The 24,310-nt window shown below is 61.4% G+C and carries 21 protein-coding genes; 5 read left to right on the forward strand and 16 right to left on the reverse strand.

Translation table 11 applies throughout. From position 1 onward, the window contains the following. Positions 1-91 precede the first annotated feature (91 nt). From NF676_RS25715 to NF676_RS25735, 5 genes are all read right to left on the reverse strand, one after another. Entirely contained in the window at positions 92-1,117 is a 1,026-nt protein-coding gene (locus NF676_RS25715; RefSeq protein WP_122698613.1) for a putative 2-aminoethylphosphonate ABC transporter substrate-binding protein, read from the reverse strand. Positions 1,118-1,154: 37 nt separating this feature from the next. Beyond that, positions 1,155-2,879, reverse strand: coding sequence for a putative 2-aminoethylphosphonate ABC transporter permease subunit (locus NF676_RS25720; RefSeq protein ID WP_252886946.1), 1,725 nt, complete (start codon positions 2,877-2,879; stop codon positions 1,155-1,157). Next, positions 2,879-3,955 (reverse strand): putative 2-aminoethylphosphonate ABC transporter ATP-binding protein, encoded by a 1,077-nt coding sequence (locus NF676_RS25725; RefSeq protein WP_252886947.1) that lies wholly within the window; start codon positions 3,953-3,955, stop codon positions 2,879-2,881. Before NF676_RS25725 ends, NF676_RS25720 begins: the two co-directional genes overlap by 1 nt. A gap of 234 nt (positions 3,956-4,189) precedes the next feature. Then, positions 4,190-5,053, reverse strand: coding sequence for a LysR family transcriptional regulator (locus tag NF676_RS25730; RefSeq protein ID WP_024014693.1), 864 nt, complete (start codon positions 5,051-5,053; stop codon positions 4,190-4,192). Positions 5,054-5,066: 13 nt separating this feature from the next. Then, positions 5,067-7,322 carry a heavy metal translocating P-type ATPase gene (locus NF676_RS25735; protein WP_252886948.1) on the reverse strand — a complete coding sequence of 752 codons (2,256 nt, stop codon included), beginning with the start codon at positions 7,320-7,322 and terminating at the stop codon, positions 5,067-5,069. A gap of 84 nt (positions 7,323-7,406) precedes the next feature. Here NF676_RS25735 and cadR point away from each other — a divergent pair, with 84 nt between their 5' ends. Further along, positions 7,407-7,856: a Cd(II)/Pb(II)-responsive transcriptional regulator gene (gene cadR, locus NF676_RS25740; protein ID WP_252886949.1), complete on the forward strand. Its 450-nt coding sequence runs from the start codon at positions 7,407-7,409 to the stop codon at positions 7,854-7,856. 124 nt (positions 7,857-7,980) lie between these two features. Here the strand turns inward: cadR and NF676_RS25745 are convergent, their stop codons facing one another. From NF676_RS25745 to NF676_RS25755, 3 genes are all read right to left on the reverse strand, one after another. Then, the gene (locus tag NF676_RS25745; RefSeq protein WP_056786272.1) at positions 7,981-8,952 is read right to left on the reverse strand and encodes a thymidylate synthase; all 972 of its coding nucleotides are present in this window, start codon (positions 8,950-8,952) and stop codon (positions 7,981-7,983) included. Between the two features lie 50 nt (positions 8,953-9,002). Then, positions 9,003-9,818: a prolipoprotein diacylglyceryl transferase gene (gene lgt / locus NF676_RS25750; protein ID WP_016772683.1), complete on the reverse strand. Its 816-nt coding sequence runs from the start codon at positions 9,816-9,818 to the stop codon at positions 9,003-9,005. Between the two features lie 79 nt (positions 9,819-9,897). Beyond that, on the reverse strand, positions 9,898-10,680 hold the full coding sequence (locus NF676_RS25755; RefSeq protein ID WP_016772682.1) for a sulfite exporter TauE/SafE family protein: 783 nt from the start codon (positions 10,678-10,680) through the stop codon (positions 9,898-9,900). Positions 10,681-10,810: 130 nt separating this feature from the next. Here NF676_RS25755 and NF676_RS25760 point away from each other — a divergent pair, with 130 nt between their 5' ends. Then, the gene (locus tag NF676_RS25760; protein WP_252886950.1) at positions 10,811-11,557 is read left to right on the forward strand and encodes an NRDE family protein; all 747 of its coding nucleotides are present in this window, start codon (positions 10,811-10,813) and stop codon (positions 11,555-11,557) included. 122 nt (positions 11,558-11,679) lie between these two features. Here NF676_RS25760 and ptsP read toward each other — a convergent pair whose 3' ends face one another. Together ptsP and NF676_RS25770 are read right to left on the reverse strand one after the other, a co-directional pair. Further along, positions 11,680-13,959 (reverse strand): phosphoenolpyruvate--protein phosphotransferase, encoded by a 2,280-nt coding sequence (ptsP, locus tag NF676_RS25765; RefSeq protein WP_041476855.1) that lies wholly within the window; start codon positions 13,957-13,959, stop codon positions 11,680-11,682. Between the two features lie 22 nt (positions 13,960-13,981). Beyond that, positions 13,982-14,461, reverse strand: a complete 480-nt coding sequence (locus NF676_RS25770; protein WP_003229203.1) for an RNA pyrophosphohydrolase — start codon at positions 14,459-14,461, stop codon at positions 13,982-13,984. A gap of 143 nt (positions 14,462-14,604) precedes the next feature. Between NF676_RS25770 and NF676_RS25775 the strand changes: the two genes are divergently transcribed. Beyond that, entirely contained in the window at positions 14,605-15,261 is a 657-nt protein-coding gene (locus NF676_RS25775; RefSeq protein WP_056786265.1) for a histidinol-phosphatase, read from the forward strand. A 120-nt stretch (positions 15,262-15,381) separates the two neighbouring features. Here NF676_RS25775 and NF676_RS25780 read toward each other — a convergent pair whose 3' ends face one another. Together NF676_RS25780 and ilvA are read right to left on the reverse strand one after the other, a co-directional pair. Beyond that, a complete protein-coding gene (locus tag NF676_RS25780) occupies positions 15,382-15,795 on the reverse strand; it encodes a DUF2269 family protein (protein ID WP_252886951.1) in 414 nt (137 codons plus the stop codon). A 41-nt stretch (positions 15,796-15,836) separates the two neighbouring features. Beyond that, on the reverse strand, positions 15,837-17,351 hold the full coding sequence (gene ilvA, locus NF676_RS25785) for a threonine ammonia-lyase, biosynthetic (RefSeq protein ID WP_016772678.1): 1,515 nt from the start codon (positions 17,349-17,351) through the stop codon (positions 15,837-15,839). A gap of 317 nt (positions 17,352-17,668) precedes the next feature. Here ilvA and rpiA point away from each other — a divergent pair, with 317 nt between their 5' ends. After that, positions 17,669-18,343 carry a ribose-5-phosphate isomerase RpiA gene (gene rpiA, locus NF676_RS25790; RefSeq protein ID WP_007913886.1) on the forward strand — a complete coding sequence of 225 codons (675 nt, stop codon included), beginning with the start codon at positions 17,669-17,671 and terminating at the stop codon, positions 18,341-18,343. Between the two features lie 145 nt (positions 18,344-18,488). Here rpiA and NF676_RS25795 read toward each other — a convergent pair whose 3' ends face one another. The 4 genes from NF676_RS25795 to NF676_RS25810 form a co-directional block, all read right to left on the reverse strand. Next, positions 18,489-19,406, reverse strand: a complete 918-nt coding sequence (locus NF676_RS25795; RefSeq protein WP_122612337.1) for an SdiA-regulated domain-containing protein — start codon at positions 19,404-19,406, stop codon at positions 18,489-18,491. A 183-nt stretch (positions 19,407-19,589) separates the two neighbouring features. Continuing rightward, positions 19,590-20,513, reverse strand: a complete 924-nt coding sequence (locus NF676_RS25800) for an SdiA-regulated domain-containing protein (protein ID WP_252877073.1) — start codon at positions 20,511-20,513, stop codon at positions 19,590-19,592. Positions 20,514-20,717: 204 nt separating this feature from the next. Next, positions 20,718-21,383, reverse strand: a complete 666-nt coding sequence (locus NF676_RS25805; RefSeq protein WP_024014705.1) for a fumarylacetoacetate hydrolase family protein — start codon at positions 21,381-21,383, stop codon at positions 20,718-20,720. 41 nt (positions 21,384-21,424) lie between these two features. After that, on the reverse strand, positions 21,425-22,819 hold the full coding sequence (locus NF676_RS25810) for an FAD-binding oxidoreductase (RefSeq protein ID WP_024014706.1): 1,395 nt from the start codon (positions 22,817-22,819) through the stop codon (positions 21,425-21,427). 205 nt (positions 22,820-23,024) lie between these two features. Between NF676_RS25810 and serA the strand changes: the two genes are divergently transcribed. After that, entirely contained in the window at positions 23,025-24,254 is a 1,230-nt protein-coding gene (serA, locus tag NF676_RS25815; RefSeq protein ID WP_024014707.1) for a phosphoglycerate dehydrogenase, read from the forward strand. The last annotated feature ends 56 nt before the right edge of the window (positions 24,255-24,310 follow it).

The following is a 24,310-nucleotide window of genomic DNA, read 5'->3' on the forward strand; positions in this document are numbered from 1 at the left end:
TTTCGCGAGCAGGCTCGCTCCCACAGGGGACAGCATTGCAACTGTGGGAGCGAGCCTGCTCGCGAAGGGGCCTTGTCAGTCGATAAAGATCTTACTTGGCGACAACTTTCTCGGACTTGCCGTCATACCGCTTGCGCCATTCAGCCAGGATCTCGTCGCGATTCTTTGAGGCCCAGGCAAAGTCGTTCTTGATCAGACGCTGCTCATAGTCGGCTGGCAATTCGGTTTGCGGCTTGGCAATCCCCGGCTGGGCGAGCACGGCGAAGTTCTCCTTGTAAAGATCCATCGCCTCGGCGCTGGCGGAGAAGTCGGCGAGTTTTTTCGCTGCCTCTTCATGCGGCGTGCCCTTGATCACCGCCGTCGCTTCGATCTCCCAGCCCAGACCTTCCTTCGGCAGAATGATGTCCAGTGGCGCGCCCTGGCGTTTCAACTGTACGGCTGGATATTCAAAGGAAATCCCGATCGGAAACTCCCCCGCCGCCGCCAGTTTGCACGGCTTGGAACCGGAGTGAACGTACTGGCCGATGTTCTGGTGCAAGCCGTCCATGTAGGCCCAGCCCTGTTTCTCGCCGAAGGTTTGCAGCCAGGCGCTGACGTCGAGGAAACCGGTGCCGGACGACGCCGGATTGGGCATGACGATCTTGCCCTTGTACTCAGGCTTGGTCAGGTCCTGCCAACTGACCGGTTTGCTCAGCCCCTGCTTCTCGGCTTCGACGGTGTTGAAGCAAATGGTCGCGGCCCACACATCCATGCCTACCCAGGCTGGCGGGTTGGCGGCGTCGCGGTAATTCGCGCCGATCTTGGCCAGATCCTTCGGTGCATAGCTTTGCAGCATGCCTTGCTGATCGAGAATCGCCAGGCTCGACGCGGCCAGGCCCCACACCGCGTCAGCCTGCGGACGAGCCTTTTCGGCGAGCAGTTTGGCGGTGATGATCCCGGTGGAATCGCGCACCCATTTGATCTCGACGTCCGGGTTGGCTTTTTCGAACGCGTCCTTGTAGGACTTCAGTTGCTCGGCTTCGAGTGCGGTGTACACCGTCAACTCGGTTTTTGCCGCGAAGGCATTCAGGCTGAAAGTCGCGAGCACAGCAGCGGCCAGGGCCATAGGCTTGAACATGAGCGTTTTCCTGTAGATGAGTTGAACGGAGTTGCAATCAGTGACCGGGCGCGGTTTGCCGCCAGGCCTGGGAACGGCGCAGCAAACCGCGCGAAGCCCACGCCAGCAGCAAGGACACGCCGGCCGAAGTGAACAGAATCAGGGTCGACATCGCCGCCGCGCCGCCGACGTTGCCGGCATCGTCCATGTTCAGCACCGCCACCGCCGCGAGGATGGTGTCGGGGCTGTAGAGGAAGATCGCGGCGGAAACCGTGGTCATTGCCGAGACGAACAGGTAGCGCACGATGTCCAGCAGCGCCGGCAGGCAGATCGGCACGGTCACGCGCAGGTAATGCCGGTACAGCGGCGCCTTCAGCGACAGCGCCGCAGCCTCGAACTCAGCATCGAGCTGGCGCAGCGCGGTGGTCGCGGTCATTTGTGCGGTGGTCAGGTAGTGCGCAATGGTGCAGACGATCAGCAGCGTCATCGTCCCGTAGAGCACGTGCAGCGGATTGCCGCTGAGGTTGAAGAAGAAGACATAGCCGAGACCCAGCACCAATCCCGGCACCGCCATCGGCACGAAGCTGAGCATGCGCAAAGCCAGGTTCAGCCCGCGCTGAGTGCGGGTTTTCTCCATCAGATAGGCGCCGGTAAAAATCAGCACGCTGCCAATCAGCGCCGTGCCCAGCGCCATCTTCAGACTGTTGCCGTAGGCGAGCCAGCCACCGCCAGCGGTTTCGTTGAACTGATAGTGGTTGAGCGACAGCGACAGGTTGTACGGCCAGAACTTCACCAGCGACGAAAACACCGCCATGCCGAACACCAGCATCAACGCCGCGCTGATCAGCAAAACAATGGCCAGATAGCAGCCGTCGCGCAGCTTGCACGGTAGCGGTTTGAACACCTGCGCGCGCCCGCTCATGGAGTCACCATGGCGGCGACGCAACCAGGCATCGACACCGAAACTGAACAGCGCCGGCAGCAACAGCACCATGCCGATCAACGCGCCGCGACCGAATTGCTGCTGACCGACCACGGCTTTGTAGGCCTCCAGCGCCAGCACTTGATAGTCGCCACCGACCACCACCGGCACACCAAAATCGGTAATGGTCAGGGTGAACACCAGACAGAACGCGGCGAACACCGCCTGGCGGGTCGCCGGCCAGGTAATGCTGCGAAACGCCTTGGCCGGACTGGCGCCCATGCTCGATGCGGCATCGAACAGCCGCGCATCGGCCAGCGATAACGCCGAAAGCAGAATCATCAACGCATGGGGAAAGGTGTAGATCACCTCACCCAGCACAATGCCCCAGAAGCCATAGATATTGTCCGAGAGCAGCCCACGCAGCATGCCCTGGTTGCCGAACAGATAGACCAGCGCAATCCCCGGCAGCATCGACGGCGCCATCAGCGGCAGCAGGGAAATCCCGCGCCAGATGCCTTTTCCCGGAATCAGCGTGCGTTGCAGCGCGTAGGCAAACAGGTAGGCCAGCGGTACGACAATGGCCGCCACGCTGAGGGACACTTTCAGGCTGTTGCCGAGCAGCCAATGGAAATTGGCACTGGTCACCAACTCCTTCGCCGCGAGCCATCCACCGCCCTGCCCGGCGTCGTTGCTGAAGCCGCGCCAGAAGATCGCCAGCAACGGCAGCAGCACCGCGAGGCCGAGCAACACCAGCAGGAGGACTTTGCCGCCGACCACGAACAGGCGATCGCCGATCTCGGCTTTCGAGGACTGTCGCACCTGCTTGTGCGGTAGCGGCAGCGCGAGGTTGCTGTTCATCAGGCGAACACCTGCAAACTGCGCGGCGGCAAGGCGACCATGATCTGCTGGGCGCCGAGGCGCGGCATGGCTTCTGGCGCGATTTCGGCGAGCAGTGCGTGGCCCGGCAATTGATCAAGTTCGAAGCTCATCCGGCAGCGATTGCCGAGGAAAGTGATTTCGCGGACCTTGGCCGGGAACAGGTTCTCTTCGTGCACCAGCGGATTGACGTTGATCGCCTCCGGGCGGCAGAACAGTCGACCCGAAGCGCCGTGTACGCTGCCCTCGGCCAGGCGCAGATTCATCCCACCGACCCGGGCGTGACTGTCGCTGCTGCGCTGAAACGGCAGCCAGTTGCCCTGGCCGACAAACTCGGCCACGAACGGCGTGGCCGGGCGGTTGTAGATTTCCTGCGGGGTGGCGTACTGCTCGACGCGGCCGTTATTCATGACCGCGATGCGATCGGCCATCAGCATCGCTTCGTCCTGATTGTGCGTGACCATCAGCGTGGTGATGCCGAGGTTGCGTTGCAGCTGACGCAGCTCGGTGCACAAGTGCTCGCGCACCCGCGCGTCGAGGGCCGACATCGGTTCGTCGAGCAACAGCAGCGACGGCGCCGGCGCCAATGCGCGAGCCAGCGCCACCCGCTGTTGCTGACCGCCGGACAGTTGGCCGGGGTATTTTTTCTCACTGCCAGTGAGGCCGACCAGTTCCAGCATCTGGCCGACACGCCGGCGCACTTCATCGCGACCGCTGCCGGCGAGGCCGTAGGCAATGTTCGCCTCGACCGTCAGGTTGGGGAACAGCGCGTAGGACTGGAACAGAATCCCGTAATCCCGCGCTTGCGGGGCAAGGTGCGAGACATCGCGATCGCCCAGGTACAGCTCGCCACTGTCCTGCTGCTCCAGCCCGGCAATGCAGCGCAGCAACGTGGTCTTGCCACAGCCCGACGGACCGAGCAGGCACACCAGTTCGCCGGCGGCGACATCAAGGGAGACGTTATCCAGCGCAGTGAACGCACCGAAACGCTTGTGCACGCCGCGCACTTTCATTGGCGCGCCGGGGTTGGTCAGGGCAGTTGCGATGGCAGGATTCATGGACAGGCCTCATCAAACGGATGAGGCCAATCCTAGAGTTGTAATGCGTCCGTCATGTGGCAGCGAGGCAAAAACGGCTGATAGTGGTATTCGGGGATTTTGGTTCAGATTGTGTTTTGCCTGGGCTGACGCCTTCGCGAGCAGGCTCGCTCCCACAGGGGATCGTGTTCACAACCCAAATCCAATGTGGGAGCGAGCCTGCTCGCGAAGAGGCCTTCTCAGACATTGAAGGTCTCATGCCGGAGACATCTCTTGTGCCAAGCCGAGGAACGCCGCCGGCAGACGCGCACCCTTGCGCTCTTTGAGGCAATACAGATACTCCGGAATCTGCGGCGCATTCTCGATGGTCAGCACGCGCAATTGCGGATCATGCGGCACTTCCTGCCGGGCAATGATGCTGATGCCGATATTGCGCAGTACCGCCTCGCGAATCGACTCGCGGCTGCCGATCTCCAGCAACGGCCCGAAACTGACCCCGGCGCTGGCCAGCAACTCTTCGGTCAAGCGCCGCGTGGTCGAACCCGGCTCGCGCATCAACAACGTATGCCCGGCCAGCGCATTCAACGTCACATGCTCCAGCGAGGCCAACGGATGATTGCGATGCACCGCCAGCACCAGCGGATCGGTGCCGAGTACCCGGCGAATCAACCGCGCATCGTCGAGCAACTGCGACGATGCGGCGACATCCACGCGGTAATCCTCCAGCGCTTCCAGGACCTGCTGCGAGTTGCCGATTTCCACCGACACTTCCACCTGCGGCAAACGCTCGCGGAAGGTCTTCACCAGATCGAGGATGTAATACGGCGCCGTCGCGGCAATGCGCAGCGTGCCCTGGACCTGCCCGCTGTTGCGCAGGAAAAACTCGATGTCCGCCTCTTGCTGCAACAGGGTCTTGACCATCGGCAGCAGCCGCGCGCCTTCGTCACTGACGCTTAAACGGCGGCCGCCTCGGTAGAACAACTCCACCGAGTACTGACTTTCCAGATTGCGGATCTGCGTGGTCACGGTCGGTTGGCTGAGGCCGAGTTTTTTCGCCGCCAGCGTAATGCTGCCCAAGCGGGCGACCATGTAAAACGCTTTCAGCTCGGCACTCAGCACACTCTTTCCTCATCTATTTGCGCAGCAGGCGCAAACCGTTGAACACCACCAGCAGGCTCACACCCATATCGGCAAACACCGCCATCCACATGGTGGCAAGCCCGGCAAAGGTTACCGCAAGAAATATCGCCTTGATCACCAGCGCCAGTGCGATGTTCTGTTTCAGGATGCTCGCGGTGTTGCGCGACAGACTGATGAACGCAGGGATCTTGCGCAGATCGTCGTCCATCAGGGCGACATCGGCGGTTTCGATCGCGGTATCGGTGCCGGCGGCGGCCATGGCGAAACCGATCTCGGCGCGGGCTAGTGCCGGGGCGTCGTTGATGCCATCGCCGACCATGCCGACCCGGTGGCCCTGCTTGTACAGATCTTCAATGGCTTGCAGCTTGTCGGTCGGCAGCAAATCGCCGCGCGCCTCGTCGATGCCGACCTGGGCCGCAATCGCCTCGGCAGTGTGGACGTTGTCGCCGGTCAGCATCAGGGTTTTCACCCCGAGTTCATGCAACTGACGAATCGCTTCGCGGCTGGTTTCCTTGACCGTGTCGGCCACGGCGAACAGTGCCAGTGGGCCTGAGCTGTCGAGCAGCAGCACCACGGATTTGCCCTGCTTTTCCAGCGCGAACAGCTTCTCTTCCAGTTGCGGTGAGCACAGGCCGAGCTCTTCGACCAGACGATGGTTGCCCAAGTGATAAGTCTGGCCGTTGATGTCGCCTTTGACGCCCCGCCCGCCCAGCGCGGCGAAGTTATCCACAGTAAGCGCGGCGAAGTTTTTATCCACAGCGGCGTTGGCAATCGCCAGCGACACCGGGTGATCGGAGCGCCCGGCCAGCGCGGCGGCGATTGCCGGTGCGCTGGCATCGGCCGTCGGGTCGAGTGACAGGTAATCGGTCTGCACCGGTTTGCCGTGGGTGATCGTGCCGGTCTTGTCCAGCGCCAGATAATCAAGCTTGAAGCCGCCCTCCAGATACACGCCGCCCTTGACCAGAATGCCCTTGCGCGCCGCCGCCGCGAGGCCGCTGACGATGGTCACCGGGGTGGAAATCACCAGTGCGCACGGGCAGGCAACCACCAGCAACACCAGCGCGCGGTAGATCCAGTCGAACCACGCCGCGCCCATGAACAACGGCGGGATGATCGCCACGGCCAAGGCGAAGACGAATACCGCCGGGGTGTAGATTTTCGAGAATTGGTCAACGAAACGCTGCGTCGGCGCCCGCGCGCCCTGGGCCTGTTCGACGGCGTGAATGATCCGCGCCAAGGTCGAATTGTTCGCCGCAGCGGTCACCGTATATTCCAGCGAACCGGCCTGATTGATGGTGCCAGCGAAGACTTTGTCACCGACGGTTTTTTCCACCGGCAGGCTTTCGCCGGTGATCGGCGCCTGGTCGATGGTCGAGCTGCCGCTGACCACCGCGCCGTCCAGCGCGATGCGCTCGCCGGGTTTCACCCGCACGCGGGCGCCCAGTTCGACGCTTTTTACCTCTTGTTCGCGCCAGTTGCCGTCGGCCTGCAAGACCGTGGCTTGCTCGGGGGTCATCTGCATCAAGCCGCTGATCGCGTTGCGTGCACGATCCAGCGAGCGTGCCTCAATCAACTCGGCGACGGTGAAGAGGAACATCACCATCGCCGCTTCCGGCCACTGGCCGATGAGGATCGCGCCAGTGACGGCGATGCTCATCAGCGCGTTGATGTTGAGGTTGCGGTTCTTCAGGGCGATCCAGCCCTTTTTATAGGTGCCGAGGCCGCCGCTGAGGATCGACACCAGCGCAACGACTGCCACCACCCAGTCCGGCGCGGCGCTGGTGAAATGAATGACTTCGGCGCCCAGCGCGGTCAGGCCGGACAGCGCCAGTGGCCACCAGTGTTTTTTCACCGCAACCGGTGCCGGCGCATCGACGCCCGCCTGCAGCGGCTCGGCGTGCATGCCGAGGGATTTGATCGCCTCGGTGATCGGCTCGGTTCCCGGAAGATTGTGGGTCACGCCAAGCACGCGGTTGATCAGGTTGAATTCCAGCTGCTGCACACCGGCCAGTTTGCCGAGCTTGTTCTGGATCAGCGTCTGCTCGGTCGGGCAGTCCATTGCCTCGATGCGGAAGCTGCTCAGGCGCGCGTCGGCGCTGGTTTTATCGCTCAGTTGCACCCGCGCAGGTACGGCGGTTTTTGACGAGCAGCAGGAATCGCCGCCGTGCGAATGTTTATGCACCGGCTGCAATTTATGACTGTGGTCGTGGCCGTCGCCGGGCTTGTGGGTGTGCAGGGAATCACTCATTGGTCGCGTCCATGAAGGTGCCTGTTGCCAAGTAAAGACCCTGTAGCCACTATAGGGTCAAGCACCCTTTTGGAGATGGCCGTCATGAAGATCGGCGAACTGGCGAAACTCACCGACTGTGCGGTGGAAACCATCCGCTACTACGAGCGCGAAAAACTCCTGCCGGAACCGGCGCGCAGCGATGGCAACTACCGCGTCTACACCCAGGCCCACGCCGAGCGCCTGACCTTCATCCGCAACTGCCGCACCCTCGACATGACCCTCGAAGAAATCCGCAGCCTGCTCGCCCTGCGCGACAGCCCGCAGGATCAGTGCGAGAGCGTCAATGCGCTGATCGACGAACATATTCAGCACGTGAAGGCGCGGATTGATGGCTTGCTGGCCTTGCAGACACAACTGCTCGACCTGCGCCAACGCTGTGGCGAAGGGCCGGAGGCGGATCAATGCGGGATCTTGCAGCGGCTGGAAGTGAGTGGCGGGGTTGTTGCGACGGAGGTTGAGCATTCCCACGTCGGCCGTAGCCACGGCCACTAAGCACACCGCAAAAACAAATGTGGGAGCGAGCTGCTCGCGAAAGCGGTATATCAGTCGACACATCTGTGACTGACACGCCCTCTTCGCGAGCAGGCTCGCTCCCACAGGGATATTGCGGTGTGGTTTAGACCGCCATCGGCGCGGTCATCGGCGGATGGTGCTCATAGCCTTCCAGCGAGAAATCGCTCGGCTCGACCAGCTCCAGCCATTCCGGCTGATACACACCAGTCTTGGCAAACTCCGGCACGCGGTCGGAAATCTTCAGTTTCGGCATGGCAAACGGCTCGCGCTTGAGCTGTTCGTTGAGCATGTCCAGGTGGTTTTCGTAGACGTGCGCATCGCCGATGAAATAGGTGAACCAGCGCGGCGTGTAGCCGGTCAGGCGACCGATCAGGCTCAGCAGCGCGGCGCCCTCGGTGAGGTTGAACGGCGTGCCCAGGCCCAGATCGTTGGAGCGGATGTAGAGAGTAAGGGAGATTTCCTTGGTCTCGACGTTCGGGTGGAACTGGTACAGCAGGTGGCATGGCGGCAGGGCCATTTCATCGAGCTGGGCGACGTTCCAGCCGTGGAACAGAATGCGGCGGCTGCCCGGATCGTTGATGATCGTGTCGACGCACTGGCGTACCTGGTCGATCGCCTTGTACAGCACGACGTAGGCCTGGCCGTCCTCTTCGCCCTGAGCGATCTGCTTGTAGCCGTTGCTCAGGGTCTGTTCGATGGCGGCGGTATTGCTCAGCGGGATCTGCTTGTACGCCGGCCACTTGCGCCATTGCACGCCGTAGATTTCACCGAGGTCGTCGTCGCCCTGACGGAACGGGTTGGCCAGCCACTGCGCGTTTTCGTTGGCGTTCTGGTCCCAGACCTTGCAGCCCAGCGCGCGGAATTCAGCGGCGTTGTTCACGCCACGGAGAAACCCGCACATCTCGCCGATGGCCGATTTGAAGGCCATTTTGCGCGTGGTGATCGCCGGGAAGCCTTCCTGCAGATCGAAACGCAGCATCGCTCCCGGGAAACTGATGGTGTTGATACCGGTGCGGTTGGCCTGTTTGGTGCCGTTCTGAATGACGTGCGAGACCAGTTCGAGATATTGCTTCATGAGTTACCTGTGTCCTTGGAGCCCCGGCGTCGCGCGCCGGGGTTCGTAGTTTAAGCCGTCGGCGCGAGCGGCGCTGCCGGGGCGCGACGATAGGCCAGCCAGATCAGCAACAGCCCGCCGACAATCATCGGCACGCAGAGCACCTGGCCCATGGTCAGCCAGTTCCACGCCAAGTAGCCGAGCTGAGCATCCGGGACGCGGACGAACTCGACGATGAAACGGAAGATGCCGTAGAACAGCGCGAACATGCCGGAGACCGCCATGGTCGGGCGCGGTTTGCGCGAGAAGATCCACAGGATCAGGAACAGCGCCACGCCTTCGAGGGCGAACTGATACAGCTGCGACGGGTGGCGCGGCAACTGCGCCGGATCGCTGAACGGCGGGAACACCATGGCCCACGGCACGTCGGTGGCCTTGCCCCACAACTCGGCGTTGATGAAATTGCCGATGCGCCCGGCGCCCAGACCGATCGGCACCATCGGCGCGACGAAGTCCATGAGCTGGAAGAACGACTTGCCATTGCGCTTGCCGAACCACAAGGCCGCGAGCATCACGCCGATGAATCCGCCGTGGAACGACATGCCGCCCTTCCACACTTCGAAAATCAGCGTCGGGTTGGCCAGGTACGCGCTCAGGTCATAGAACAGCACGTAACCCAGACGGCCGCCGACGATCACGCCCATCGATAGCCAGAACACCAGATCGGAGAGTTTCTCCTTGGTCCAGGTCGGGTCGAAGCGGTTGAGCCGGCGCGACGCCAACAGCCACGCGCCGCCGATGCCGATCAGGTACATCAGACCGTACCAGTGGATTTTCAGCGGACCGATGGCCAGGGCCACCGGGTCGATCTGCGGGTAAGGCAGCATTGCGACTCCTTGTTAGAGTGGAAAGCGAAATTCCCGGGCGACGCTGCCACCTCAGGATTAAGCCAGGATTGCCACGCGGTCAGAGCAGAAAGCTCAAACCCACGCAGAACAGCAAAGCGGCGAACAGCCTTTTCAGCAAGCGCGGCGACAACCTGTGTGCCAAACGCGCACCGAGCCGAGCGAAGACCATGCTGGTCAGGGCGATGCCCAACAATGCCGGCAAATACACAAAACCGAGACTATGGGCCGGCAACAACGGATCGTGCCACCCCAGAATCATGAAACTTGCTGCACTGGCCAAAGCGATCGGCAAGCCACAGGCCGATGAGGTCGCCACGGCCTGCTGCATCGGCACGCTGCGCCAGGTCAGAAACGGCACGGTCAGCGAGCCGCCACCAATGCCGAAAATCGCCGAGGCCCAGCCAATCACCGTACCGGCAGCGGTCAGACCGAGTTTGCCCGGTACCGTTCGGCTGGCCTTGGGTTTGACGTCCAGCGCCAGTTGCACGGCGATCACCAGAGCAAATACGCCGATGATCTTTTGCAGGTTCGGCCCGGAGATCGCTTCAGCAGTCAGCGCCCCGAAACCGGCGCCGAGCAGAATGCCCACGGTCATCCAGCGAAAAATCGCCCAGCGCACCGCGCCGCGACGGTGATGTTCACGCACGGCGTTGACCGAGGTGAATATGATCGTCGCCAGCGACGTCCCTACCGCCAAATGCGTAAGAATCGACTGATCGAAGCCCTGCAAAGTGAAGCTGAACACCAGCACCGGGACGATGATGATCCCGCCGCCAACGCCAAACAGCCCGGCGAGCACGCCCGCACAGGCACCGAGCGCCAGGTAGAGCAGAAATTCCATGACCGTCTCCAGCACGCATCGGCAAAACAGGAGCGGCATGTTAACGGATGCGCAGCCTTCTGCTCCACTGGCGATGGATGCACGGACGCCGGATGCGTAGAGTGGGCAAAAAACACACAAGGACCACCTTATGTGCCTGATTGTTTTCGCTTGGCGCCCGGACCATGCCCAGCCGCTGATCGTCGCGGCCAACCGCGACGAATTCTACGCCCGCCCCAGCCTGCCATTGGCGCCGTGGCCCGAGGCGCCGCATGTGCATGCCGGGCGCGATCTTGAAGCCGGCGGCACGTGGCTGGGGATCGGCAGCAACGGACGCTTCGCCGCGCTGACCAATATCCGCGATCCGCAACAGCCGCCCGCGACCAAATCCCGGGGCGAGCTGGTGGCGCGGTTTCTTGCGGGCGATCTGTCGATTGATGATTATTTGAGCGATGTGGTGGGTCGTGCCGCCGAATATGCCGGGTTCAATCTGCTGCTGGGCAATGCCCATGAGTTGTGGCACTTCAATGCGCGGGCGTCAGAGCCGGTGATGTTGCAGCCTGGAGTTTATGGGTTATCCAACGCGGGGCTGGATACGCCGTGGCCGAAACTGCTCAAGGCCAGGGCGGCGTTGAGCGCGGTACTGGATGATCCGCAGCCTGAGCGCTTGTTGACCCTGCTCAGCGATGCACAGACCGCCCCCGAGGCGGAGTTGCCGGATACCGGGGTGGGCATGGCGACGGAGTCGTTGCTGTCGAGCGTGTTTATTGCCAGCCAGAGTTATGGGACGCGGGCGAGTACAGCGTTGGTTGTGCAGGCGGACGGAACGCGGCGGATGGTGGAGCGCAGCTTTGGGCCGTATGGCGGGCATTTGGGCGAGGTGGAGATTGTGGTTTAGCGGTGCCTGAACTGGCGCCTTCGCGAGCAGGCTCGCTCCCACCTGGGTTTCGTGATCGATACGAATCCCTGTGGGAGCGAGCCTGCTCCGGGCGGCGTTCCGACGAAGAGGGCATCAGCCTTTTAGAGAGCCTTGGTCACCACCGGCGAATTCATCTTGGCCAACCCGAGATTCTTCAGCGCCAGTTGCAGCGAGCTGTGGATAACCTGCGGGTTATCGATCTTCATCAGTTCCGCCAGCATCTCCTGCGCCTTGCTCAGGTTCACCTGACGCAACATCCACTTCACCTTCGGCAGGTTGGTGGCGTTCATCGACAGGCTGTCGAAACCCATCGCCATCAACAGCACCGCCGCCGCTGGATCCCCGGCCATCTCGCCGCAGATGCTCACCGGCTTGCCTTCGGCGTGGGCGTCAGTGACCACGGTTTGCAGGGCTTGCAGCACCGCCGGGTGCAGATAGTCGTAGAGGTCGGCGACGCGCGGGTTGTTGCGGTCTACCGCCAGCAGGTACTGGGTCAGGTCGTTGGAGCCGACCGAAAGGAAATCGACCATCCGCGCCAGTTCCTTGGTCTGGTACACCGCTGCCGGGATCTCGATCATCACGCCGATCGGCGGCATCGGCACGTCGGTGCCTTCGTCGCGCACTTCGCCCCAGGCGCGGTGGATCAGGTGCAGGGCCTCTTCGAGTTCGTGAGTGCCGGAGATCATCGGCAGCAGAATCCGCAGGTTGTTCAGGCCTTCGCTGGCCTTGAGCATCGCGCGGGTCTGCACGAGGAAGATTTCCGGGTGGTCGAGGGTGACGCGGATACCGCGCCAGCCGAGGAACGGGTTGTCTTCCTTGATCGGGAAGTACGACAGCGATTTGTCACCGCCGATGTCGAGGCTGCGCATGGTCACCGGTTGCGGGTGGAACGCGGCGAGCTGTTCGCGGTAGATCGCCAGCTGTTCCTTCTCGCTCGGGAAGCGCTGGTTGATCATGAACGGCACTTCGGTGCGGTACAGGCCGACCCCTTCGGCGCCACGCTTCTGCGCCCGCGCCACATCGGCGAGCAGGCCGGTGTTGACCCACAGCGGCATGCGGTGACCATCGAGGGTCACGCACGGCAGGTCGCGCAGGGTGTCGAGGCCCAGCGCCAGTTGTTTCTCTTCTTCGACGACTTCGGCGAACTGCTTGCGCAGCACTTCGCTCGGGTTGGTGTAGACCTCGCCACGGGTGCCGTCGACGATCATTTCGATGCCGTCGACCTTGGCGTACGGCAGATCGACCAGGCCCATCACTGTCGGAATGCCCATGGCTCGGGCGAGAATCGCGACGTGAGAGTTACCCGAACCGAGTACCGAAACCAGACCGACCAGCGTGCCTTCCGGCACCTCGCCGAGCATCGCCGGCGTCAGCTCTTCGCTGACCAGAATGGTTTTTTCCGGGTAGACCAGATTCTGCTGGCGCTCTTCCTGCAGATAGGCGAGCAAGCGGCGGCCAAGGTCTTTGACGTCCGAAGCACGCTCGCGCAGGTAGGCGTCGTCCATCAGTTCGAAACGGTTGACGTGCTCAGTGACCACCTGACGCAGCGCGCCCTGAGCCCACTGCCCCGTTTTGATCACCGTGGTGATTTCGCTGCCCAGCGAGGCATCGTCGAGCATCATCAGGTAGACGTCGAACAACGCGCGCTCTTCCGGGCGCAGTTGGGTCGCGAGTTTGGCGGACAAGGCGCGCATGTCGGCGCGCACGCCTTCGATGGCAGTCTTGAACAGCGCCAGCTCAGCGTCGATGTCGGTGATGGTCTTGTCCGGCACCACGTCCAGGTCCGCCGGCGGCAGCATCACCACGGCGGTACCGACGGCAGCACCCGGCGAACCCGGTACGCCGACGAACTTGGCTTCCTGAATGCCCTTGCCCTGCCGGCCCAGACCACGGATCGAACCGGTGGCCTCGGCGTGGGCGATTACACCAGCAAGCTGCGCGCTCATGGTCACGAGGAAGGCTTCTTCACCTTCGTCGAACTGGCGGCGTTCTTTCTGCTGGATGACCAACACGCCGACGACGCGGCGGTGGTGGATGATCGGTGCACCGAGGAACGAGGCGTAACGCTCTTCACCGGTTTCGGCGAAGTAGCGATAGCGCGGGTGAACCGAAGCGTTTTCCAGGTTCAGGGGTTCTTCACGCGTGCCGACCAGACCGACCAGACCCTCGTTGGGGGCCATGCTGACCTTGCCGATCGAGCGCTTGTTCAAGCCCTCGGTGGCCATCAGGACGAAGCGATTGGTTTCCGGATCAAGCAGGTAGACCGAGCAGACCTGGCTGCCCATGGCCTCTTTGACGCGCAACACAATAATCCCCAACGCCGCCTTGAGATCCTTGGCGGAGTTAACTTCCTGGACGATCTTGCGCAGCGTATTGAGCATGGCTCGGGGTCGAACTCCGTCGTCAGTCGCGCGCTAAAAGGCGCGGGGCAAGCTCTTTGAGAGCGCGTCGATACACCTCGCGCTTGAATGTCACCACCTGGCCCAACGGATACCAATAGCTGACCCAGCGCCAGCCATCGAACTCCGGTTTACCGGTCAGATCCATCCGCACCCGCTGCTCGTTGGAGATCAGGCGCAGGAGGAACCATTTCTGTTTCTGGCCGATGCACAGCGGTTGGCTGTGGGTACGCACCAGGCGTTGCGGCAAACGATAGCGCAACCAGCCTCGGGTACAGGCCAGTATTTCAACATCTTCACGTTCCAGGCCAACTTCTTCGTTCAGCTCGCGGTACAAGGCGTCTTCCGGCGTCTCCTCGGGGTTGATCCCCCCTTGCGGAAACTGCCAGGCGTCCTGATTGATACGGCGAGCCCATAGCACCTGGCCGGCGTCATTCGTCAGAATGATCCCGACATTGGGGCGGAAACCATCGGGGTCGATCACGGCAACAACCTCGCAAACGCATGTCGCCGCATTGTTCCACAAAGCTTGATCAGGCGGCAACGAAGGTTCCTACCTTATGTGCACTCTTGTGAAAAGACCGTATTCTTGTCGCCTTTTTACTGACTTTTCAGCGGGTAACTGCAATGCGCCTGGCTTTATTCGATTTGGACAACACCCTTCTGGGCGGCGACAGCGATCACGCTTGGGGCGATTATCTGTGCGAGCGCGGCTTCCTCGACCCGATCGCCTACAAGGCGCGTAACGACGAGTTCTATCAGGATTACCTGGCCGGCAAGCTGGACAACGCCGCCTACCTGAACTTCTGCCTGGAAATTCTCGGCCGCACGGAAATGGCCGTGCTTGAGCAATGGCACAGCGATTACATGCGCGACTGCATCGAGCCGATCGTGCTGCCCAAGGCACTGGAGCTGCTGAAGAAGCACCGCGATGCCGGCGACAAACTAGTGATCATCACCGCCACCAACCGTTTCGTGACGGCACCGATCGCCGTGCGCCTGGGCGTGGAAACCCTGATTGCCACCGAATGCGAAATGATCGACGGCCGCTACAGCGGGCGCAGCACCGACATCCCGTGCTTCCGCGAAGGCAAGGTCACGCGCCTCAATCGCTGGCTGGAAGAGACCGGCTATTCGCTCGAGGACAGCTATTTCTATAGCGATTCGATGAATGATCTGCCGCTGCTGGAGCAGGTGGCGAATCCGGTGGCGGTGGACCCGGATCCGAATCTGCGGGCCGAGGCCGAGAAGCGTGGCTGGCCGGTGATTTCGTTGCGCGGCTGAGATTGCTATCGCTGGCAAGCCAGCTCCCACAGGGTTGTCAGTGTCCACTTAATCTGTGTTCACTGAATACCCCTGTGGGAGCTGGCTTGCCAGCGATGGGGGTCAACTCGGCCTCAAGCCTTAAACCGGCTTGGCCCCCATCAACGCCGCGATGGCGACAAATCCGACGCCGCTGACAATCGCCAGCGCCAGATTGAACTTGCGATTGCCCACCCCGCTTGTCCACAGCCGATCCAGCCGGACCAGCAGCCAGACCGCACTGAACGTGGCCACGGCGTAGATCACGCTGGAACCCAGAATCCAAAACTGGCCCAACGGCCAGCCAACCAGATGCACCAACCACCAGCCGGTGAAGGGCATGCTGAGCATGCCGATCAGCATCAGACACCAGATGAACAGCCAGGGACGGCGCATCGTACTGGCCGGCCCTTCACTGCGATTTCGCCAGGTCAGGGCGGCGAGCACCAGCCCGCTCGCGAGGATCACCACGGTCGCCGCGACGTGAAGGACTTTCAGGGTGGTCAGGGTTTCCATGTCGTTCTCATCCGTAGATCCATGCCCATCAGCGTAGCCGCTCAGCCAAGAAACAGCTGATAGGCCGGGTTATCGCTTTCATCCCAGTATGGATAGCCGATTTCCGCCAGCGCCGCCGGCACCAGATGACGCTCGTCATGCGGCACTTGCAAGCCGGCGACCACACGCCCGTCCGCCGCGCCGTGGTTGCGGTAGTGGAACATCGAGATGTTCCAGCGCCCGCCGAGCTTGTTGAGGAAGTTGAACAGCGCGCCCGGGCGCTCCGGGAATTCGAAGCGCAGCACCACTTCATCGACCACCTGCGCGGCGCGGCCACCGACCATGTGGCGAATGTGCAGCTTGGCCAGCTCGTTGTCGGTCAGGTCGAGCACCGGAAACCCCTGCTCGGTCAGGCTCGCCAGCAAGGCGCTGCGCGGATCGTTGTCCGGGTGGGTCTGCACGCCAACAAAGATGTGCGCTTCGCTGCCGGTGTTGTAGCGGTAATTGAATTCAGTGATCTGGCGCTTGCCGATGGCTTCGCAGAACGCCTTGAAGCTGCCGGCCTTTTCCGGAATGGTCACGGCGATGATCGCCTCGCGCCCTTCGCCCAGCTCAGCGCGTTCGGCGACGTGGCGCAGGCGGTCGAAGTTGACGTTGGCGCCGGAGTCGATGGCGACGAAAGTCTGGCCGCTGACGCCACGCTGCTCGACGTACTTCTTGATCCCGGCCACGCCCAATGCGCCGGCAGGCTCGGTGATCGAGCGGGTATCGTCGTAGATATCCTTGATCGCCGCGCAGATCTCGTCGGTGCTGACAGTAATCACTTCATCCACGTAATCCTTGCAGATCTCGAAGGTGTACTGGCCGATCTGCGCCACCGCCACGCCGTCGGCGAAGATGCCGACAGTCGGCAGAACCACGCGCTCGCCCGCTGCCATTGCCGCTTGCAGGCAGTTGGAGTCGTCCGGTTCGACGCCAATTACCTTGATGTCCGGACGCAGGTATTTCACGTAGGCCGCGATACCGGCGATCAGGCCGCCACCGCCGACCGGGACGAAAATCGCATCCAGCGGCTGCGGGTGCTGACGCAGGATTTCCATGGCCACGGTGCCCTGCCCGGCAATGGTGTGCGGATCGTCGTACGGGTGGATGTAGACGTAGCCTTTTTCATCGACCAGTTTCAGCGAATAGGCCAGCGCTTCCGGAAACGAGTCACCGTGCAGCACCACTTTGCCGCCGCGCGAACGCACGCCTTCGACTTTGATTTCCGGGGTGGTCTTGGGCATGACGATGGTGGCTTTGACGCCCAACACTTTCGCCGCCAGAGCCAGACCCTGCGCATGATTGCCCGCCGACGCGGTGACCACGCCGCGGGCGCGCTCTTCGTCGCTCAGTTGCGTCAGCTTGTTGTAGGCGCCGCGAATCTTGAACGAGAACACTGGCTGCAAGTCTTCGCGCTTGAGCCAGATGTCATTGCCCAGCCGCTCGGAGAGCTGGCGGGCGTTCTGCAGCGGGGTTTCTACGGCAACGTCATAAACGCGCGAGGTGAGGATCTTTTTGACGTACTGTTCGAGCATCGGAAAGCATCACTGGCGACTGGGCGGGACCAGCGAGTCTAACCCGCCTTTTGCCGAGGCGACCACACTAAACAGGTGGTTTTAAGGTCTGGAAACCCAATCTTGAGTGAGCACCGTTGTGGTGAGGGGATTTATCCCCGCTGGAGTGCGAAGCGCTCCCCTGCTTTTTTTCAGTCACACCGCGTTCCTGGGTTTTACGACGACTGCCTCGCCGAACGGGGATAAATCCCCTCGCCACAGCTTGTTTCCCCCTGTACCACCGCGAGGCCTATAATGCCGGCCTTTCTGCCCAACCCTTGCCCGCTTCCGGAGCCCGCATGACCCAGGATCAACTCAAACAGGCCGTGGCCCAGGCCGCCGTCGACTTCATCCTGCCGAAACTCGACGACAAGAGCATCGTCGGCGTCGGCACCGGCTCCACCGCCAACTGCTTCATCGACGCCCTGGCCCAGCACAAGGGCGCGTTCGATGGCGCCGTTGCCAGCTCCGAAGCCACTGCCGCGCGCCTCAAGGGCCATGGGATTCCGGTATATGAGCTGAATACCGTCAGCGATCTGGAGTTCTACGTCGACGGCGCCGATGAGAGCGATGCGCACCTGAACCTGATCAAGGGCGGCGGCGCGGCCCTGACCCGCGAGAAGATTGTCGCCGCCGTGGCCAAGACCTTCATCTGCATCGCTGACGCCAGCAAACTGGTGCCGGTACTCGGCGAGTTCCCGCTGCCGGTGGAAGTCATCCCGATGGCCCGCAGCCACGTAGCCCGCCAACTGGTCAAACTCGGTGGCGACCCGGTCTACCGCGAAGGCGTGCTGACCGACAACGGCAACATCATCCTCGACGTGTTCAACCTGCAGATCACCAACCCGGTGGAGCTGGAAGCACAGATCAATGCCATCGTCGGCGTGGTCACCAACGGCCTGTTCGCCGCGCGTCCGGCGGATCTGTTGTTGCTGGGCACCAGTGAAGGCGTGAAAACCCTCAAGGCTGAGTAAGCCGGACTGCCCACACTGGTGTGGGCAAATGAAATACCTGTGGGAGCTGGCTTGCCAGCGATAGCGGCCTGTCAGTCAACAATGATGTTGAAAGTGGTGGCCTCATCGCTGGCAAGCCAGCTCCCACAGTGTTTTGGGGTGTTGGTTAGGGCTGTGCCGGTTTTTTGAAGACGTAAAACAGATTCGGCTCGCTCACCAGGTACAACGTGCCGTCATCATCCATTGCAATTCCCTCCGCCTGCGGCACGGTTTTCTGCAAACCCTGGCGCCCGCCGCTGATCGACATGGTGCTCAACGGGCGCCCGTCGACATCCAGTTCGATGATCAAGCGCGACTCGTCCGACAGCGCCAGCAAGTGCCCGCTGCGCTCGTCGTACTGCAGACTCGACAGATCACGCACAAACATTCCGGCATCGCGCTTGGGGTTGTTGATCACGTGCACCGCGTAGGTCTTGTCCGGTTTGAAATGCGGGAAGCCGTGGACTTCGTAGATCAGCATCGGGTCGCGTTCTTTCGCCACGAACAGCCGCTTGCCCACAGAATCATAAGCAAGCCCTTCGAAACCCTTGTTGCCGGACATGTGCACGCCAAGGGTCATTTGCTCGGCATCCTCGGCATCGAGAAAAGTGGTGTCGGCCTCGAGGTGGATCTTGATCAGGCGTTGCTGACGCTCGTCGGTGATCACGTAGGTGTCGGCACTGATGTACTCGACGGCTTCCGGATCGCCAAACCCCACCAGAGCGATGCGCCGCAGAATCTTGCCTTCCAGGGACAATTCGATCAGTTCGGAATTCTTGTTGGTCACGGTGAACAGGCTTTTGCGCACCGGATCGTAGGTCAGCGCCGAGACGTCATCGTCGAGCCCGTCGATCGGTCGCGCTTCGATGGTCACCCGATATTGATCCAGGCCGATCGCCTCGCTGCTCACCGGTTGCCACAGCGTGTGCAGGTTGAACCAGGCGCGCTCGAACAGACGCAGGTATTGGCCGATCGCGATCAACGCAATCAGGACAATCATCAACAGGACGAGAATCAGCGGTTTGGGGCGGGCAAGTCGACGCATTCAGGCAGGCTCGGATTCATGACAGGCCGATGAAATATCACGCCCGTCTGAATTGAAGCTTAATGGCCACTTGCCTCAGATCACAAGCCAAGCGCCGTAGGAGCTGCCGAAGGCTGCGATTTTTTGACTTTCATAAGCAAGATCAAAAGATCGCAGCCTGCGGCAGCTCCTACAGGGAAGGCATCACCGGTGTTTTTCGAATCGGTAGAACAGGTTCGGCTCGCTGACCATGTACAGCGTGCCGTCCGCATCCATGGTCATGCCTTCGGCGCGGGGAATGGTGTCTTTCAGACCGTTGAAATTCCCAAGCAACGTCATGAAGCTGACTTGCTTGCCATCCTCGTCGAGTTCAAGCAACAGGTGTGAATCCGCCGACAGCACCAGCAGATGGCCAGTGCGCGGATCGACAGCCAGCGCCGACAGGTTGCGCAGATCCAGCTGATCGCTCGCCAGCTTCTGCTTGTCGCCCTGCAGGGTCTGGCCGCCATCGCTTTTCCAGGTGAACAGCGCCGGCGGGCGTTCCTCCCCCAGAATCAATCGCTGATTGCGCGGATCCCACGTGATGGCCTCAAACGCCTTGTTCTGATCTTTCGACGGCCCGAGATCGTATTTCGGGAAGTCGGCGATGTTCAGCTCACGAGTCGCGGCGTCGATCTTGACGATCGACAAGGTATGCTCACGCTCATCGACAATGGCCAGCAAACCGTTTTCCATGACCGTCAAGCCTTCCGGATTGCTCCAGCCCACCAACGGCATCTTGCGCAACACGTCGCCCTCAAGCGTCAGCTCGACCAGGAAGGCATTCTTGCCCATCACCGCGAACAGGGTCTTTGTCTGCGGGTTATAGGCCAGATCCGAAGCTTCGTCCTTTTCCATCCCCGGCAGCGGCTTGGCATCGATCACCACCTGATAATCCGGCAGCCACACACTCTCCTTTTGCTCGGCCTTGCTCTCGAAGCGCTCCAGCACCCACAGCACGCCGCGATCATCCCAATGCATGGCGAACGCCAGCCCATAGGCTGCGGCGATGACCAGCAACAGCCAGACATACCAGCGCAGGACGAAGCGCGAACGGGAGGGGGATTTCTGCTGAGTTCGAGATGCCATCGAGGGATGCGTTCCGTTAATTCAGGCCAAGGGTAATAGCACAAAGAGGCCGGCTGAGACGCCAGAATCGCGGGAATTATCCAGAGAGGATGTGAAAAAAACGGGAAATGGCGGGATTGCCGTGTGCGTTTGCCAGCAACACACTTGTGGCGAGGGGATTTATACCCTCACCACAAAGCTCACCCCCTGCAAGGGGTTCCGCGGTTAGCGCACGCTGCTGCTGAAGCTGCTCGCCCCCGGCAGCTCGAGGACGATTTCATCGCCGACGTTCAGCGGGCCGACGCCCACTGGCGTACCCGTAAGGATCACGTCACCGGCCTGCAGCGAGAAGCAGCCAGCCATGTGCTGGATCATCGGCACGATCGGGTTGAGCATCGCGCTGCTGTTGCCGTCCTGGCGCACTTCGCCGTTGATGGTCAGGCGGATGCCGATGTCGGTCAGGTCAGCGAAGGTGCTGCCGACCACGAACGGCGCGATCACCGCCGCGCCGTCGAACGACTTGGCGATTTCCCACGGCAGGCCCTTGGCTTTCAGCTCGGCTTGCTTGTCGCGCAGGGTCAGGTCCAGCGCCGGGGCGAAGCCTGAGATCGCATCGAGGACTTCTTCACGGCTCGGCTTGGTCGACAGCGGCTTGCCGATCAACACGGCGATCTCCGCCTCGTAGTGCACTGAACCACGCTCGGTCGGAATGCTGAACCCGCCTTCCAGCGGCACCACGCAACTGCCCGGCTTGATGAACAGCAGCGGCTCGGTCGGCACTGGGTTATCCAGTTCCTTGGCGTGTTCGGCGTAATTGCGGCCAATGCACACGACTTTCCCGATCGGGAAGTGAATGCGCGTGCCGTCGACGTACTGGTGCTGATAGCTCATTTACCGACTCCTGCCTTTATTGATTCAACAGAGATTACCGATCAAACCGGGAAAATCTTGCCCGGGTTCATGATGCCGTTCGGGTCGAACACTGCCTTGACCGCTTTCATGTACTCGATCTCGGCCGGCGAGCGGCTGTAGGTCAGGTAATCACGCTTGGTCATACCGACGCCGTGCTCGGCCGAGATCGAGCCGTTGTATTTCTCGACGGTTTCGAACACCCACTTGTTGACGGTGGCGCACTTGGCGAAGAACTCGTCCTTGCTCAGGTTTTCCGGCTTGAGGATGTTCAGGTGCAGGTTGCCGTCGCCGATGTGGCCGAACCAGACGATTTCGAAATCCGGGTAGTGCTCGCCAACGATCGCGTCGATTTCGCGCAGGAACGCCGGCACTTTCGAGACGGTAACCGAGATGTCGTTCTTGTACGGCGTCCAGTGGGAAATGGTTTCGGAGATGTACTCGCGCAGCTTCCACAGATTGTGCAGTTGGGTTTCGCTCTGGCTCATCACACCGTCGAGCACCCAGCCCTGTTCAACGCAGTGCTCGAAGGTTTCCAGCGCGCTGTTGGCCACTTCTTCGGTAGTCGCTTCGAATTCCAGCAGGGCGTAGAACGGGCACTCGGTGTCGAATGGCGCCGGCACGTCGCCACGGCCCATGACCTTGGCCAGGGCCTTGTCGGAGAAGAATTCGAACGCCGTCAGGTCGAGTTTGCCCTGGAAGGCATGCAGCACCGGCATGATCGAATCGAAATCGGCGGTGCCGAGGACCATCGCCGTGAGGTTTTTCGGCGCGCGATCAAGGCGCATGGTCGCTTCGACGACGAAACCGAGGGTGCCCTCGGCGCCGATGAACAGCTGACGCAAGTCGTAACCGGTGGCGTTCTTGATCAGGTCCTTGTTCAGTTCGAGCACATCGCCCTTGCCGGTGACGACTTTCATGCCGGCCACCCAGTTGCGGGTCATGCCGTAGCGAATCACTTTGATCCCGCCGGCATTGGTGCCGATATTGCCGCCAATCTGGCTGGAACCTGCCGAGGCGAAGTCGACCGGATAGTACAGGCCGTTTTCTTCGGCGACGTTCTGCAGATGCTCAGTGACCACGCCCGGTTGGCACACGGCAGTGCGGTCGGTGAGGTTGACGTCGAGAATCTGGTTCATGTAATCGAACGAAACCACCACTTCGCCATTGGCCGCCACCGCAGCGGCGGACAACCCGGTGCGCCCGCCGGATGGCACCAGCGCAACCTTGTGAGTGTTGGCCCAACGCACCACGGCCTGCACTTGCTCGATGGTCTTGGGAAACACGATGGCGCTCGGTGCCGGGGCGAAGTGCTTGGTCCAATCCTTGCCGTAAGTGTTCAGGGAGTCGGCGTCGGTGAGGACTTTGCCAGGCTCAACCAGGGTCTTCAGTTCATCAATCAGCGCAGGATTGGTCATCGACAGAACTCTCGAACAATTCATGGTCATCCTGAGAACGCTTCACGTCGCAGGAATGAGTGTTTAGCGGGGTGGCTATGCTAGCATACCGACCCCGCAGGACAGTGCCCAAGGCCAGATCCGCGGTGACGGCTTTGTTGCCGTGCGGGTCAGCTCCAGGCTGCTCCCTCCCTGCCATTTTTCTCCGGGATACAGGTTTACGCAGATGAGCAAGACTTCTCTCGATAAGAGCAAGATCAAGTTCCTTCTTCTCGAAGGCGTCCACCAATCGGCTGTCGACGTCCTCAAGGCGGCGGGCTACACCAGCATCGAATACCTGACTGGTTCCTTGCCGGAAGCCCAGCTCAAGGAAAAGATTGCTGACGCTCACTTCATCGGCATTCGCTCGCGCACGCAACTGACCGAAGAGATCTTCGATCACGCGAAGAAACTGGTCGCGGTCGGCTGTTTCTGCATCGGCACCAACCAGGTTGACCTCAGTGCGGCCCGCGAGCGCGGTATCGCCGTGTTCAACGCACCGTACTCCAACACCCGTTCCGTAGCCGAGCTGGTACTGGCCGAAGCGATCCTGCTGCTGCGCGGCATCCCTGAGAAAAATGCCTCCTGCCACCGTGGCGGCTGGATCAAGTCCGCTGCCAACTCGTTCGAGATCCGTGGCAAGAAGCTGGGCATCGTCGGCTACGGCTCGATCGGCACGCAGTTGTCGGTGCTGGCTGAAGGTCTGGGCATGCAGGTGTTCTTCTATGACACCGTGACCAAGCTGCCGCTGGGCAACGCTACGCAGGTCAACAATCTGCACGAGCTGCTGGGCATGTCCGACATCGTCACCCTGCACGTACCGGAAACCGCCGCCACTCAGTGGATGATCGGCGAGAAGGAAATCCGCGCCATCAAGAAGGGCGGCATCCTGATCAACGCTGCACGTGGCACCGTGGTCGAGCTCGACGCCTTGGCGGACGCGATCAAGGACAAGCACCTGATCGGCGCGGCCATCGACGTGTTCCCGGTGGAGCCCCGCTCCAACGACGAAGAGTTCGAAAGCCCGCTGCGTGGCCTCGACAACGTGATCCTGACCCCGCACATCGGCGGCTCGACCGCCGAAGCGCAAGCCAACATCGGTCTGGAAGTGGCGGAGAAACTGGTCAAGTACAGCGACAACGGTACCTCGGTGTCGTCGGTCAACTTCCCGGAAGTGGCCCTGCCGGCTCACCCTGGCAAGCACCGCCTGCTGCACATCCACGAGAACATCCCGGGTGTGATGAGCGAGATCAACAAGGTCTTCGCCGAAAACGGCATCAACATCTCCGGTCAGTTCCTGCAGACCAACGAGAAGGTCGGTTACGTGGTGATCGACGTCGACGCCGAATACTCGGAGCTGGCGCAAGAGAAGCTGCAACACGTCAACGGTACTATCCGTAGTCGGGTGCTTTTCTAAAAGCAGCTACAAGCGGCAAGTGAAAGCGCTTTGCCTTTACTTGCCGCTTGCAGCTA

The organism is Pseudomonas siliginis, assembly GCF_024072275.1.
In the GTDB taxonomy this organism is placed as follows: Bacteria; Pseudomonadota; Gammaproteobacteria; order Pseudomonadales; family Pseudomonadaceae; genus Aquipseudomonas; species Aquipseudomonas siliginis.